Origin of the sequence: Gilliamella sp. wkB7, assembly GCF_001693435.1 — a bacterium.
Lineage (GTDB): Bacteria > Pseudomonadota > Gammaproteobacteria > Enterobacterales > Orbaceae > Gilliamella > Gilliamella apicola_N.
In genome coordinates this window covers 2,359,683-2,372,839 of sequence record NZ_CM004509.1, presented here as the reverse complement: position 1 = coordinate 2,372,839, position 13,157 = coordinate 2,359,683, and the positions used below count along the sequence as shown (strand labels likewise).

The window sequence follows — 13,157 nt, the reverse complement described above, 5'->3', positions numbered from 1 at the left end:
AAAAAATATTTTTGATGAAGTAATAACAGTAAAGGTATAAATATGGCAAACGTTGGTATTTTTTTTGGCAGTGATACAGGTAATACAGAAAATGTAGCAAAGCAAATCCAACAAATTTTAGGCAGTGACAAAGCAGATATTTTTGATATTGCAAAAACAACTAAAGAAACATTAGAACAATATAATTACCTTTTTTTAGGTATTCCAACTTGGTACTATGGCGAATCACAAGCTGATTGGGATGATTTTTTTCCTAACTTAGAGCAAATTGATTTCAACGGTAAAATGGTTGCTATTTTTGGTTGTGGAGATCAAGAAGATTATGCAGAATATTTTTGTGATGCGATGGGTACATTACGCGATGTTATCGAGCCTAATGGCGCGAAAATAGTTGGGCATTGGTCAACTGAAGGATATAGTTTTGAAGCATCGAAAAGTTTAGTAGACGATACTCACTTTGTAGGATTAGCTATTGATGAAGATCGTCAACCAGAATTAACTGAAGAACGAATCAATAATTGGGTCAATCAAGTCAAAACCGAAATGAACATTTAATCAATTAAAATGATTTCTTTTATTTACCGTGCATAGTTTCTATAATATGTAATTGTTAATAACTTAATTGGGATGTAATATGAAAAATCATGATAATGATAATAATGCAGCGCTTAAAAGTGCTGGTTTAAAGGTTACGTTACCACGATTAAAGATTTTAGAATTATTGAGAGATCCTTCATGTCAACATATAACAGTCGAGGATCTTTATAAAAAATTGCTTGATATGGGCGAAGAAATCGGACTCGCCACCGTCTACCGTGTTTTAAACCAATTTGATGATGCTGGGATAGTAACTCGTCATAATTTTGAGGGGGGTAGAGCGGTATTTGAGCTTGCAACGCAAAAACACCATGATCATTTAATTTGTTTAGATTGTGGTGAAGTATTTGAATTTAGAGATGAAATTATCAATGCAAGACAAAAAGAAATTGCCGAGCAATATGGAGTTAAATTAACTTTTCATAGCTTATATCTTTATGGACATTGTCAATCAGGTAATTGTAAAGCCCACCCTGAACTTCATACAAAAAAATAAGCCTATTTCTGATAGGCTTTTTCACTTACAATTATAATTAAGACAAGTTATCTTTTCTATCAGGTTAATATTTACATGAAACAGCTTTTAAATTTTATACCCCTTGTAATCTTTTTTATATTCTTGACAATGTATGATGTCTTTGTTGGTGTACAAGCCTTGATGATAGCAGCAACGGTCTGTTTCCTAATTGTTCTTATCATTTACCGAAAAATCGACAAAGTAGAATTGATATCTTATTTAATGGTGATGGTTTTTGGTGGATTTACTCTTTATACCCGGGAACCTAATGTTATAAAATGGAAAGTGACAATTATTAACTTTTTGTTTGCCTCAGGTTTACTCATTAGTCAGTATGGTTTCAAAAAAAACCTGCTTCAAAAACTTCTAGGCAAAGAAATTCAGCTAGATTCAGTCATTTGGAATAGATTAAATATATTATGGATAGCTTTCTTCATGACATGTGGAGTGATTAGTTTAGGTGCAACCTATTATACAACAGATGACTTTTTCTGGATTTTTAAAGTATTTATTTTACCTGGTGCATCGTTATTATTATCCTTAATATCAGGAATCTATATATATAAAAATATGGATAAAGATATAGACAGTAAATAGCATAGATGGAGTATTTTAATATGAAACAATCCGATACATCCCCTAAAGGTCAACTAGTACTAAGAACACTGGCAATGCCTGCTGATACAAATCCTCATGGTCACATTTTTGGCGGTTGGATAATGTCGCAAATGGATCTCGCTGGCGGTATTTTATCAAAAGAAATCGCTAGAAATCGAGTTGTAACGGTAAACGCGAGTAGCATTACTTTTCATAAGCCTGCAATGGTAGGGGATGTAGTTTGTTGTTACGCTCATTGTATCAAAACAGGGAAAACATCTATTACTATTGGTATTGAAGTTTGGGTTAAAAAAGTAATTGATACAACAGATTCACTAAAACGTTTTTGTATCACTGATGCAGTATTTACTTATGTTTCAGTGGATAAACACAATAATCCCAAACCATTACCTGAAGTATTTCAGAATTATGATTGTACTAAAGATGGGATTAGTAAGCTCAATCTAAGTAATAGCTAACTTATATGCAATATACTTCATTCCACGCCTTAGTCAGTTCATTGATCTTTTTGGTTTATTGGTTGATGATCGTTGCTACGACGTTACGAATTGTGTTTAAAAGAAGACCAACTACCTATGTAATTGCATGGATGCTAGTGATTTATATTTTACCGATAGTTGGAATCATTCTTTATTTCTCGTTAGGTGAAGCTCATTTAGGGCAACAGCGTGTTAAACGCGCACAGAAAATGCGTCCAATCATTGCTAACTTTATAAATAGAATTAGCATTTTCCCAGATATTTTCACAACCCAAGTCAGTCAAGTTAGTAAACCTATTTTTCAACTTTGCAAACATCAAACAGGACTTGATGGTATAAACGGTAATCATATTGAACTACTGAGTGATACTGACACTATTTTTGATCAGCTAATTGAAGATATTAATCAAGCAACCTCCAACATCGAGATGGTATTTTATATTTGGAATGAAGGTGGCAGAGCCGATGATGTTGAAAAAGCATTGATTGAAGCAACTAAGCGTGGTGTGACTTGTCATTTAATGGTAGATTCTGCTGGTAGTCGCCATTTTCTTAGAACAAATGCAAGTAAGAGAATGCGTGAAGCGGGAATCATCATTATTGAAGCCCTAAAAGTTAATTTACTTCGATTTATGTTTAGGCGATTAGATTTAAGACAACATCGTAAAGTTGCAATCATAGATAACTATATATCATATACGGGTAGCATGAATATTGTCGATCCTCGCTTTTTTAAACAGAATAAGCATGTGGGCGAATGGGTCGATATTATGGTAAGAATGCGTGGTCCTGTTACTACGTTAATGGGTGCAATTTATGCGAGTGATTGGGAATTAGAAACAGGAACCGATCTTGCTTTACCCCAAATTACTGACTTTGCCGAACCCCCAGAAGAAAAAAAACATATTATGCAACTTATTGCTTCAGGTCCTGGTTATACAGAAAACATGATCCATCAGGTATTATTGACAGCAATTTATGCAGCTCAAAAACAAATTATTTTTACTACCCCCTATTTAGTTCCAAGTGACGACATCTTACATGCGGTATGTACTGCAGCTCAGCGTGGAGTAGAAGTTATTATTATCGTTCCGAAAAAGAACGATTCCTTAATGGTTAAATGGGCTAGTCGAGCATTTTTTTCAGAATTGCTTGAGGGAGGGGTCAAACTTTTTCAATACAATGATAATTTATTACATACTAAAAGTGTTTTAATTGATAATCAGCTTAGTTTAGTCGGTACAGTCAATTTAGATATGCGAAGCTTATGGTTAAATTTTGAAATTACAACTGTCATTGATGATGCTGAATTTGCCCAATCACTTTTTTCTCTTCTACAAGGGTATTTAGCACAGTCTGAAAAAGTTAATATTGAAATATGGAAACAGCGACCTATTTGGCAACGTATTGTTGAACGATTATTTTACTTTTTTGCCCCACTACTATAGTAATCAGATAAGATTATCACTTACTCTTAATAACCATTTTGGGATAAATCAGGAACAAAACGGTTATCATTAATTCGAAATACTTCTGTTTCAAGCATACCATCGTTGGTTAATGTTATTTCACGCCAACCGGGTGCATCATTATCAGCTAATCCAAAATTATAACTATTAGGTTTAAATTGTACACAAGTTGAGGGCGTAGAAAATGCTTTACATGTATACCATTGATGATCTTGGCTTTGATGAATATGCCCCCACCCTAATCCTTTTATCTGAGGATAAGCTTGTATAATTTTTTCCAACTCAACACTATTTTTCAAGATATGTTGATCGAGCCAGTGACATTCTGAATTAATAGGATGATGATGTAAAAAGACCAATGCATTTCTGTCAGAATATCTATCTAAATTTTTTTGTAAAAAAAGTAATTCTGAATTCGCTAATAAGCCGTAAGCTTGGCCTTCAACCTGACTATTTAAAAGAATAATCACCCATTTATCACTTAACAAAACAACTTTATTATCTAAAAGTCGATAATTAGCAAAAACGGATTGCATATATTCAAAGTTATCATGATTTCCAGGCAACCAAACACAAGGTGTATTTAATGTGCTTATTTGCTCTGCAAAAAATTTATAAGCTTCTTTTGTACCATCTTGAACAAAATCACCTGTAGCTACAATTAAATCATATGTTCTGCTGCATTTTTTAATTTCATCGATTACAGCCGAAAAACTTGTGTTTGAATTCACACCAAGCAAAGTACAGCCTCCATCAGCAAAAAGATGCGTATCAGTAATTTGTAATATTTTACCGTAATTTTTATTTTTTGTTGGAAGCTGTAAAAGTGACTCCAAAATTCACCTCAGTTATTCATCAATATAATAAGTTTAATAATGTTAATAGCAAAACAAAACATTGCAGTAGACTATATAATTTTATTATAAATCCTAGCGTTATATTAAAGTGTAAAATAGATCACATTTTAATGAAAGAAATAATTAAATATAATTAGTAATTACTTCCATTCATTTTTTAGATTTAAATAATTGAGTTGCAACCATTGCAAAGCAATAATTGATGCAGCATTATTAATTACTCCATCTTCAACCCATTTATATGCTTGATCTCGACTGACAACATGAACTTTGATGTCTTCATTTTCTTCCGCAAGTCCATGAATCCCTGTTGCGGTTGAAGCATCAACTTCACCAACCAAAATATGTAATTTTTCAGTTAATCCTCCCGGAGAAGCTAAATAACTAATAATAGGCTTGCATCGACCAATGGTAACACCCGCTTCTTCAATTGCTTCACGCCTAGCCACTTCTTCAAATGATTCATTTTGATGATCCATCATTCCCGCTATCAATTCTAACATCCATGGGGTTTCTTGAGTTTCTATTGCAGCGATACGGATTTGTTCAATTAAAACGACTTCATCACGTTTAACATCATATGCTAGTAAAACCACGGCATGACCACGCTCTAACACCTCTCGGGTAACGACATCGCTAATTGAACCATCAAATTTACGATATTGAAAACGATATTCAAGTAAAGAAAAAAAACCTTTATAAAGCACTTGTTTAGTTAGATTAAAAACATCATTTTTGTTAAAATTTATTGGATTATTTTTAATTTTCATATTGGGTCTCGTTTTGGGCTGAATTTTAATAAAAAGTGCGAATGACAAATAAACTATGCTTACTATATGCTAATTATCTGTTAAAATCGCATAAATGAAAATACAATTATATTTTATATGTTTTTAAAGAGATGATTGATGAAAAAAACGCTAACCTTTCTAATCGGCTTAACATTAAGCCAAGCAGTTTTTGCTGAAAATTTGATTCAAGTTTATGAACAAGCTAAAGAGACAAACCCAGATCTACGTAGTTCTTTAGCAGAAAAAGAAAAAGCTTACTCAGCAATTTCAGGTTCACGAGCAAGTTTATTACCACAAGTTGGTCTAAATGCATCTTATGGTGTAACTCATGGCCGCCGCGACATCAGTGGACAAAAAAATAAAAGTGGTAATTTATATCAAGTAACGTTATCACAAAGTATTTTTAATTTCTCAAGTTGGAAAGCTTTAGATATTACAAAAAAACAGGCTAGTATTGCTGATATCGCTTACCAATACCAAGGTCAAACATTAATTCTAAACACTTCGGTTGCTTATTTTAATGTTTTAAAAGCACTTGATGCCTTAAGCTTTATTGATGCTCAGAAGAAAGCAATTGGTCGCCAATTAGAACAAACTCGTCAACAACATCAAGTTGGTTTAGTAGCCATTACCGATGTACAAAATGCTCAAGCTAATTATGATTTAACGGTTGCCCAACAGGTTAATGCATTAAATGAATTGAATAATTCAATTGAAAACCTACGTCAAGTGAGTGGTCGTTTTTATTCTAGTTTAGCAACTATTGATACCAAAACATTTAAAACAGAAGAGCCAACTCAAATTAGTCTATTGTTAAAACAATCCGAGGCATCTAATCTTAATTTATTAACAATGAAATTAAATCAAGATATTGCCCGTGAACAAATTAAACTTGCACAATCGGGATATATGCCTACTGCAAGTTTAGATGCGTCCACAAACTTAAATAAAAATGAGAGATATGGAAATTACTCCTCAGATGCTATAGGATCTCATCATAGTAAAAGCTATTCTGGTAATAATTATGTTGGTGTAAGTGTCAACATGCCAATTTTTTCAGGTGGTGCGACTATGTCACAAGTTGAACAAGCACAGCATAATTTTGTCAGTTATAGCGAGAAATTAGAAAGCACTAATCGTAGTGTGATTAATCAGGTTCGCTCATCTTACAACAATATTGCATCTTCAATCAGTTCAATCAAAGCTTATCAACAAGCTGTTGTGTCTGCCGAAAGTTCATTAGAAGCAACTTCATCTGGATATCAAGTTGGTACACGTACCATTGTTGATGTGTTAAATGCAACAACACAGCTTTATAGTTCTAAACGAAATCTATCGGATGCAAAATATAATTATCTAACAAGTTTACTACAGTTAAAATATGCCGTTGGGACTTTAACAGCAGATGACTTGGTATATTTAAATAATATGTTAGGTAAAGAACTAAGCACTTTAGCTACCATAAAATAATCAGTAATTCTGATTATTTTAGAATCTCTCATATAAAAAGGCGGTTTTATCGCCTTTTTTGTTATTGTTGACTTTATTGAGTATCTAAATAAAGCAAATCTGAATTTTTAAACTAATTTAAAACTTCAAAAAACTTTCTATTTATCACATTGAATTAGTGATAAATTCAATAAACATCTTAAGTTTAGGAAGTTGCTGTTTATCAGCTTTATAAAGCAGATGAACTTCTCTAGCTGGCGGTAAAAAATCTTGTAATATTGGAAATAATTTATTCTGACGAATAAGCTCACTTAGCATTGATTGGGGTAACATCGTTATACCCAAACCTTCGACAGCGGCATTTGCTAAAGCTAAAGTATCATTACTTTTTAATGTTCCTGATATGGGGATATTAATTACCTTTCCATTAATACTAAAAGGCCAAAGATAATCTTTTTTAGTTGGATTGACATATTGATAAATTAAACATTGATGTTTTTTTATATCATTAGGCGTTACCGGTATACCATTTTTAGCAAGATAAGTTGGTGAAGCGGCAAAAATAAGTTTGTAAGAATTGAGATTACGAGCAATATAACTTGAATTAGATAATTCGCCAATTCGAAAAACAATATCAAAATCATCTTTAACTAAATCGACATAGCGATCACTTAATTGAAGATCAACATTTACTTTTGGATAGCATCTCATAAAACGACTAAGCACAGAAATTAAATTAAAATGTCCATAACTCACTGGCGCACTAATTCGAAGCCGACCTTTAGGCTCCTCAATAAATTGTTGCGCTAATGTTTTTGAACTTTTCACTTCATCAAGGATGAATAAACACTTTTCATAATATTGTTTACCAAACTCAGTTAACTTTTGCGACCGTGTTGTACGATTCAGTAATTTTAAACCTAAATAATCTTCTAAAAATACCACATATTTGGCGATCATTTGTGGTGATGTATTAAGTGAAATGGCTGAAGCTGCAAATGAACCTGTTTTTACGGTCAATACAAACGCTTCCATACTTCTTAAAAGATCCACATTACCAACCTCTAGTTGTTAATAAAACAATTTTGATATCATTTATTCTCTTTTATTTTAAGAGAATAATATAACAAATTCATTTATGACTTAGGAATTAATATGTTAAAAAAAATTGGAATAATCGGAGCTGGATTTGTTGGTCAAGCTTGGGCTAAATTATTTATTTAAGTTTAATATCAAGTCATGTTTTATAATTCACAAAATAAAAAAATATTTTAAATAATAATATTAATAAGTTAATCATTAAGCAAAATTTAAGTAACAATTAAAAAAATGGATATTAAAAAAATGGTGAAAACAGATTTAAGATATACAGTCATTACCGGAGCAAGTTCAGGAATAGGTTATGCAACTGCCATCGCATTTGCAAAACGAAATAAACCACTAATTGTTATTGCTAGACGACAAGAACAGTTAACTTTACTCAAACAAAAAATTGCCGATATTAATCCTGAATTAGATGTCATTATAAAAAAATGTGACTTATCTGTATCTAGCAATGTGCATTCACTTTTTACCGATTTAGAGCCATATTTTATTGAAACATGGATCAATAATGCTGGTTTTGGTCATTATGGCAGTGTTGGCGAGCAAGATTTAAACAAAATAGAGTCAATGTTGCATTTAAATATTGAAGCATTAACTATCCTATCAACTTTCTATGTGCGTAAATATCATAATCAACCAGATACGCAACTTATCAATATTTCATCAAGAGGAGGATATACTATCGTTCCAAATGCAGTCACTTATTGCGCAACTAAGTTTTACGTCAATGCCTTTACCGAAGGATTAGCACAAGAATTAATACAAGCTAATGCACCATTAAGAGCAAAAGTTCTAGCTCCCGCAGCAACGCAAACCGAATTTGGAAAAAAAGCCAATAATACTGATGAATATGATTATGATAAACGTTTTGCAAAATATCATTCCGCCGATGAAATGGCGCAATTTTTGTTAGCTCTGTATGATAGCGATAAAATCATTGGCGAGATCAACACGAAAGATTTTTCATTTTCGTTAAAAGACAGCATATTTCCTTATTCTGGAAATCCTTCGCAAAATCAAAAAAGTTAAGAGAAATATTAATTTATTTTATCCATTAATAAAAAGATCGGATGTAAAGATTTATAAATCTAAAGATAAACAATATTTTTATCTAACATTACTAACCGACGACACTTAGGGTATAACGACATTGTTATACCCTAGCCTCTCATTTATAACATCATACTAAATTTAAAATAATGGCAATTGGATTTATTGCTAAGTTTTTCAGTTATTAGCTATGGCCAATAATAACAGCTTAAATTCAATAAATTTTATACTGAAACGTATACTTAATCTGAAACTTTTTAACATAAAAGAGCAATGATATGTTCATAAATTAAGATTTACGACAACCTAATTGCTGATATGTGAACATACAATTGAATTAGACTTATCAATAACTCTATTTTAGCTATTCTATGTTCCACTTTTTTAACTGCGCCTTCTAATCAATAACTGTCATCAATTAATTCTTGAATAAGAATGATATTTTTAATATTTGCTAAATCAAGTAAGTTTCTAAAAATTTATTGCTCTTTGTTGAACATACAACGCCAAGTAATATTGGATTACGTTAACAGGTATGAAATAACGTATTGTAATTTAAACACAAACTTTAATTATGGAAGATTATTAAACCCAATGAAACAGTAACGGTATTTGAAAAAGATGCCGAATGAGATTTTATTTGAGAGGGTCGACAAAAACAAAATGGTTACATAAACGTTAGTTAAATAAACATTTATAATCGAAAAAGAGACTTAAATAAATATAACTTTAATGAATAAATTTTTATACTAAAACGTATGTGTAACCTCAAACATCTTAACAAGCATATGAACTTGTTAAGATGTTATTTTAAAAATGCAGATATGAATTATGAAATTCGCATTCCTGGTTTTGCTCCGCTATCTGGTGATAAAAGGTAAACACCCTCACCATCGTTTTTACCACTCGCACAAAGTACCATACCTTCTGAAACGCCAAAACGCATTTTACGAGGGGCTAAGTTAGCAATCATAATCGTTAAACGACCAATTAAAACTTGAGGATCAGGATAAAATTGTTTTATGCCCGAAAACACATTACGCGTTTCATCACCAATATCGAGGGTCAATTGCAATAATTTATCAGAACCTTCAACAAAAGTAGCATTCTTGATTAATGCAACGCGCATATCAACTTTAGCAAAATCATCAAAATTAATGGTATCAGCAATTGGCTCAGCTACTTTTTCTTTAGCGGGTGCTGTCGATGTAGTTAATTCTTTAGTTTCTTCTATCATTGCAGTAATTTTATCCATATCAATTCGGTTAAATAAGGCTTTAAAGCGATTAATTGTATGTCCAGTTAAGGCGTTATCAATACCTCGCCATTCTAATTGGCTATTTAAAAACTCTTCGGTACGCTGTGCTAATGATGGCACAACAGGTTTTAAGTAAGTCATTAGAATACGGAATAGGAAAATACCCATTGAACAAATATCTTGTAAAGCTTGATCTTGCCCTTCTTGTTTAGCCACAACCCACGGTGCTTTTTCGTCAATATAGCGATTTGCTTCATCTGCTAATGCCATAATTTCGCGAATAGCCTTACTTGATTCACGTTGTTCATAGTAATCGGCAATTACTTTGGCCTTTTCAACAAATTGCGCATAAAGCTCTGGCTCCGCAACTTTATCAGATAATTTGCCATCAAAACGTTTGCTAATAAATCCAGCCGAACGCGATGCGATGTTCACAACTTTATTTACTAAATCACTATTAACACGTTGTACAAAATCTTCTAAATTTAAATCAATATCATCAATATGTGGTGATAATTTTGCCGCATAATAGTAGCGCAAACAATCTGGATCTAAATGTCTTAAGTAAGTGCTTGCTTGAATAAAAGTACCGCGTGATTTAGACATCTTCGCACCATCAACCGTAACATAGCCATGTACAAAAATATTGGACGGTTTACGATGTTCACTACCATCAAGCATCGCTGGCCAAAATAGGCTGTGGAAATAGACAATATCTTTACCAATAAAGTGATAAAGTTCAGTACTTGAATCTTTACTCCAGAATTCATCAAAGATTGCTTTGTTATTTTTATTACAATAATTAAGGAAAGAGCCCATATAACCGATTGGCGCATCTAGCCAAACATAAAAATATTTGCCCGGTGCATCAGGAATTTCAAAACCAAAATAAGGAGCGTCACGGCTGATATCCCATGGTTGTAAACCTGCTTCAAACCACTCTTGCATTTTATTTGCTACTTGTTCTTGCAATGTACCAGAATGGATCCAAGCTTGTAACATATTTGAAAAAGCAGGCAGATCAAAAAAGAAATGTTCCGATTCTTTCAAAATTGGCGTTGCGCCCGAAACAACTGATTTTGGATCAATCAAATCAGTAGGATTATAAGTAGCACTACATACTTCACAGTTGTCACCATATTGGTCTGGTGCTTTACAACGAGGACATGTCCCTTTAACAAAACGATCGGGTAAAAACATCTGTTTTTCTGGATCGAATAATTGAGAAATAACTTTAGTTTTAATATAACCGTTAGCTTTTAAACACTTATAGATTTGTTCTGATATTTGACGATTTTCAGGGCTATGAGTTGAATGGTAATTATCATAACTAATGTTAAAACCAGCAAAATCGCGTTGATGTTCAATTTTAACTTCTTCAATCATCTGCTCTGGTGTAATACCCAATTGCTGAGCTTTAAGCATAATTGGCGTACCGTGCGCATCATCGGCACAAATAAAATAGATTTCGTTACCGCGCATACGTTGAAAACGTACCCAGACATCCGCTTGAATATGTTCAAGCATATGACCTAAATGAATTGAACCGTTTGCATATGGAAGTGCACAAGTCACCAATATTTTGCGTTGCGTTGTCATGTTAATTAATTACCTTCTATTACATAATGACAGAAATAGTACATCAAACGTGTGATTATCGCTAGATTTATGCCATAATTTGATAAAATTTCTTTATATACTCAACAGTATTGTAAAGTGTCAAAGCCCAAAATGTTAGATTTAAGAAGTCTGCAACACTATATTTTACACTTTATAAATAAAGGCAATACTTGAAATAGTCTAAAGCCAAAACAATATGAGTATAAAGTAAATGTAAAAAATAAGGCTAATATCATGGAAGCGAAAAAAATTCTGGAAAATTTTACTCATCCCACCTTACAAAAAAATTTGATTGAACTTGGTGCTGTTAAAACTTGTGAAATAGTCGATCAAATTCTAATCATAAAGTTAATTATGCCATTTGCATGGCAAGTTGCTTTTGAAGAACTTAAATCAGCGCTCACGCCACAGTTACTCAAACTTACCAATATTAAAGAAGTAAAATGGCATATTGAATACAATATCGCTACACTTAAGCGTGCCAACAACCAACATGCAATAAACAATATAAAAAATATTATTGCCATTAGTTCTGGTAAAGGTGGTGTTGGAAAATCGTCAACTGCCGTTAATATAGCACTTGCACTACAAAAACAAGGCGCCAGTGTAGGTATTTTAGATGCAGATATTTATGGTCCATCCATTCCCACCATGTTAGGTACAGAAAAACAACAACCCTTAACACCAGATAATAAACACATGACACCCATAATGGCATATGGACTCGCCAGTAATTCAATTGGCTATTTAGTGGATTCTGATGGTGCAATGGTGTGGCGTGGTCCAATGGCTAGTAAAGCTTTATTGCAAATCTTACAAGACACATTTTGGCCTGAACTTGATTATTTGGTTATTGATATGCCACCAGGAACGGGCGATATCCAGTTAACGCTTGCGCAAAGTATTCCCGTTACAGCCGCGGTCATTGTCACAACTCCACAAGATATAGCACTCATTGATGCTAAAAAAGGGATTACCATGTTTACTAAAGTTAATATTCCTACTTTGGGTATTATTGAAAATATGAGTTACCATATTTGTGAAAACTGTGGTCATCACGAAGCAATTTTTGGCGAAGGCGGTGCAAAGCGTCTATCTGAACAATATCAAACATCTTTACTCGGACAGATCCCCTTACATAAAATTTTGCGCCAAGATCTGGATACAGGCAAACCAACGGTTATTAATCATCCAGAAAGTGAATTTACCCAAATTTATTGTCAAATTGCAGGCCGCATTGCCAGCGAGCTTTATTGGCAAGGTCAACCGATCTTACCCGATATATCCTTTAAAGCACTTTAATGCGCAAAAATATATTGGCTTTTGATGACCAAAAGCCAATATCAAG

The 13,157-nt window shown here is 32.9% G+C and carries 12 protein-coding genes; 8 read left to right on the top strand and 4 right to left on the bottom strand.

Translation table 11 applies throughout. The features are described 5' to 3' along the window. The first annotated feature begins 42 nt into the window (after positions 1-42). From fldA to cls, 5 genes are all read left to right on the top strand, one after another. Positions 43-555 carry a flavodoxin FldA gene (gene fldA, locus A9G17_RS10485; protein WP_065738661.1) on the top strand — a complete coding sequence of 171 codons (513 nt, stop codon included), beginning with the start codon at positions 43-45 and terminating at the stop codon, positions 553-555. Between the two features lie 79 nt (positions 556-634). After that, entirely contained in the window at positions 635-1,093 is a 459-nt protein-coding gene (gene fur, locus A9G17_RS10480) for a ferric iron uptake transcriptional regulator (protein ID WP_025316178.1), read from the top strand. Positions 1,094-1,168: 75 nt separating this feature from the next. Next, entirely contained in the window at positions 1,169-1,711 is a 543-nt protein-coding gene (locus tag A9G17_RS10475) for an inner membrane-spanning protein YciB (protein WP_065738660.1), read from the top strand. A 20-nt stretch (positions 1,712-1,731) separates the two neighbouring features. Further along, positions 1,732-2,190 carry an acyl-CoA thioester hydrolase YciA gene (gene yciA / locus A9G17_RS10470; RefSeq protein ID WP_065738659.1) on the top strand — a complete coding sequence of 153 codons (459 nt, stop codon included), beginning with the start codon at positions 1,732-1,734 and terminating at the stop codon, positions 2,188-2,190. Positions 2,191-2,195: 5 nt separating this feature from the next. Then, positions 2,196-3,659 (top strand): cardiolipin synthase, encoded by a 1,464-nt coding sequence (cls, locus tag A9G17_RS10465; protein WP_065738658.1) that lies wholly within the window; start codon positions 2,196-2,198, stop codon positions 3,657-3,659. 26 nt (positions 3,660-3,685) lie between these two features. On the opposite strand, the gene cpdA is transcribed toward cls, so the two are convergent. Both cpdA and nudF read right to left on the bottom strand, forming a co-directional pair. After that, on the bottom strand, positions 3,686-4,516 hold the full coding sequence (gene cpdA, locus A9G17_RS10460; RefSeq protein ID WP_065738657.1) for a 3',5'-cyclic-AMP phosphodiesterase: 831 nt from the start codon (positions 4,514-4,516) through the stop codon (positions 3,686-3,688). A gap of 161 nt (positions 4,517-4,677) precedes the next feature. Then, positions 4,678-5,307: an ADP-ribose diphosphatase gene (gene nudF, locus A9G17_RS10455; RefSeq protein WP_065738656.1), complete on the bottom strand. Its 630-nt coding sequence runs from the start codon at positions 5,305-5,307 to the stop codon at positions 4,678-4,680. A 138-nt stretch (positions 5,308-5,445) separates the two neighbouring features. Here nudF and tolC point away from each other — a divergent pair, with 138 nt between their 5' ends. Beyond that, entirely contained in the window at positions 5,446-6,798 is a 1,353-nt protein-coding gene (tolC, locus tag A9G17_RS10450) for an outer membrane channel protein TolC (RefSeq protein WP_065738655.1), read from the top strand. Between the two features lie 144 nt (positions 6,799-6,942). On the opposite strand, the gene A9G17_RS10445 is transcribed toward tolC, so the two are convergent. Beyond that, entirely contained in the window at positions 6,943-7,830 is an 888-nt protein-coding gene (locus tag A9G17_RS10445) for a LysR family transcriptional regulator (protein ID WP_065738654.1), read from the bottom strand. A gap of 291 nt (positions 7,831-8,121) precedes the next feature. On the opposite strand from A9G17_RS10445, the gene A9G17_RS10440 reads away from it, so the two are divergent. Continuing rightward, positions 8,122-8,910, top strand: coding sequence for an SDR family NAD(P)-dependent oxidoreductase (locus A9G17_RS10440; RefSeq protein ID WP_065738653.1), 789 nt, complete (start codon positions 8,122-8,124; stop codon positions 8,908-8,910). Positions 8,911-9,760: 850 nt separating this feature from the next. On the opposite strand, the gene metG is transcribed toward A9G17_RS10440, so the two are convergent. Then, a complete protein-coding gene (metG, locus tag A9G17_RS10435) occupies positions 9,761-11,788 on the bottom strand; it encodes a methionine--tRNA ligase (RefSeq protein WP_065738652.1) in 2,028 nt (675 codons plus the stop codon). 255 nt (positions 11,789-12,043) lie between these two features. Here metG and apbC point away from each other — a divergent pair, with 255 nt between their 5' ends. Beyond that, entirely contained in the window at positions 12,044-13,111 is a 1,068-nt protein-coding gene (gene apbC / locus A9G17_RS10430) for an iron-sulfur cluster carrier protein ApbC (RefSeq protein WP_065738651.1), read from the top strand. Positions 13,112-13,157 lie beyond the last annotated feature (46 nt).

Excerpts from the sequence above, each read along its gene's own strand:
- fldA (WP_065738661.1), top strand. The coding sequence starts at position 43 with ATGGCAAACGTTGGTATTTTTTTTGGCAGTGATACAGGTAATACAGAA.
- fur (WP_025316178.1), top strand. The coding sequence starts at position 635 with ATGAAAAATCATGATAATGATAATAATGCAGCGCTTAAAAGTGCTGGT.
- A9G17_RS10475 (WP_065738660.1), top strand. The coding sequence starts at position 1,169 with ATGAAACAGCTTTTAAATTTTATACCCCTTGTAATCTTTTTTATATTC.
- yciA (WP_065738659.1), top strand. The coding sequence starts at position 1,732 with ATGAAACAATCCGATACATCCCCTAAAGGTCAACTAGTACTAAGAACA.
- cls (WP_065738658.1), top strand. The coding sequence starts at position 2,196 with ATGCAATATACTTCATTCCACGCCTTAGTCAGTTCATTGATCTTTTTG.
- nudF (WP_065738656.1), bottom strand. The coding sequence starts at position 5,307 with ATGAAAATTAAAAATAATCCAATAAATTTTAACAAAAATGATGTTTTT.
- tolC (WP_065738655.1), top strand. The coding sequence starts at position 5,446 with ATGAAAAAAACGCTAACCTTTCTAATCGGCTTAACATTAAGCCAAGCA.
- A9G17_RS10440 (WP_065738653.1), top strand. The coding sequence starts at position 8,122 with ATGGTGAAAACAGATTTAAGATATACAGTCATTACCGGAGCAAGTTCA.
- metG (WP_065738652.1), bottom strand. The coding sequence starts at position 11,788 with ATGACAACGCAACGCAAAATATTGGTGACTTGTGCACTTCCATATGCA.
- apbC (WP_065738651.1), top strand. The coding sequence starts at position 12,044 with ATGGAAGCGAAAAAAATTCTGGAAAATTTTACTCATCCCACCTTACAA.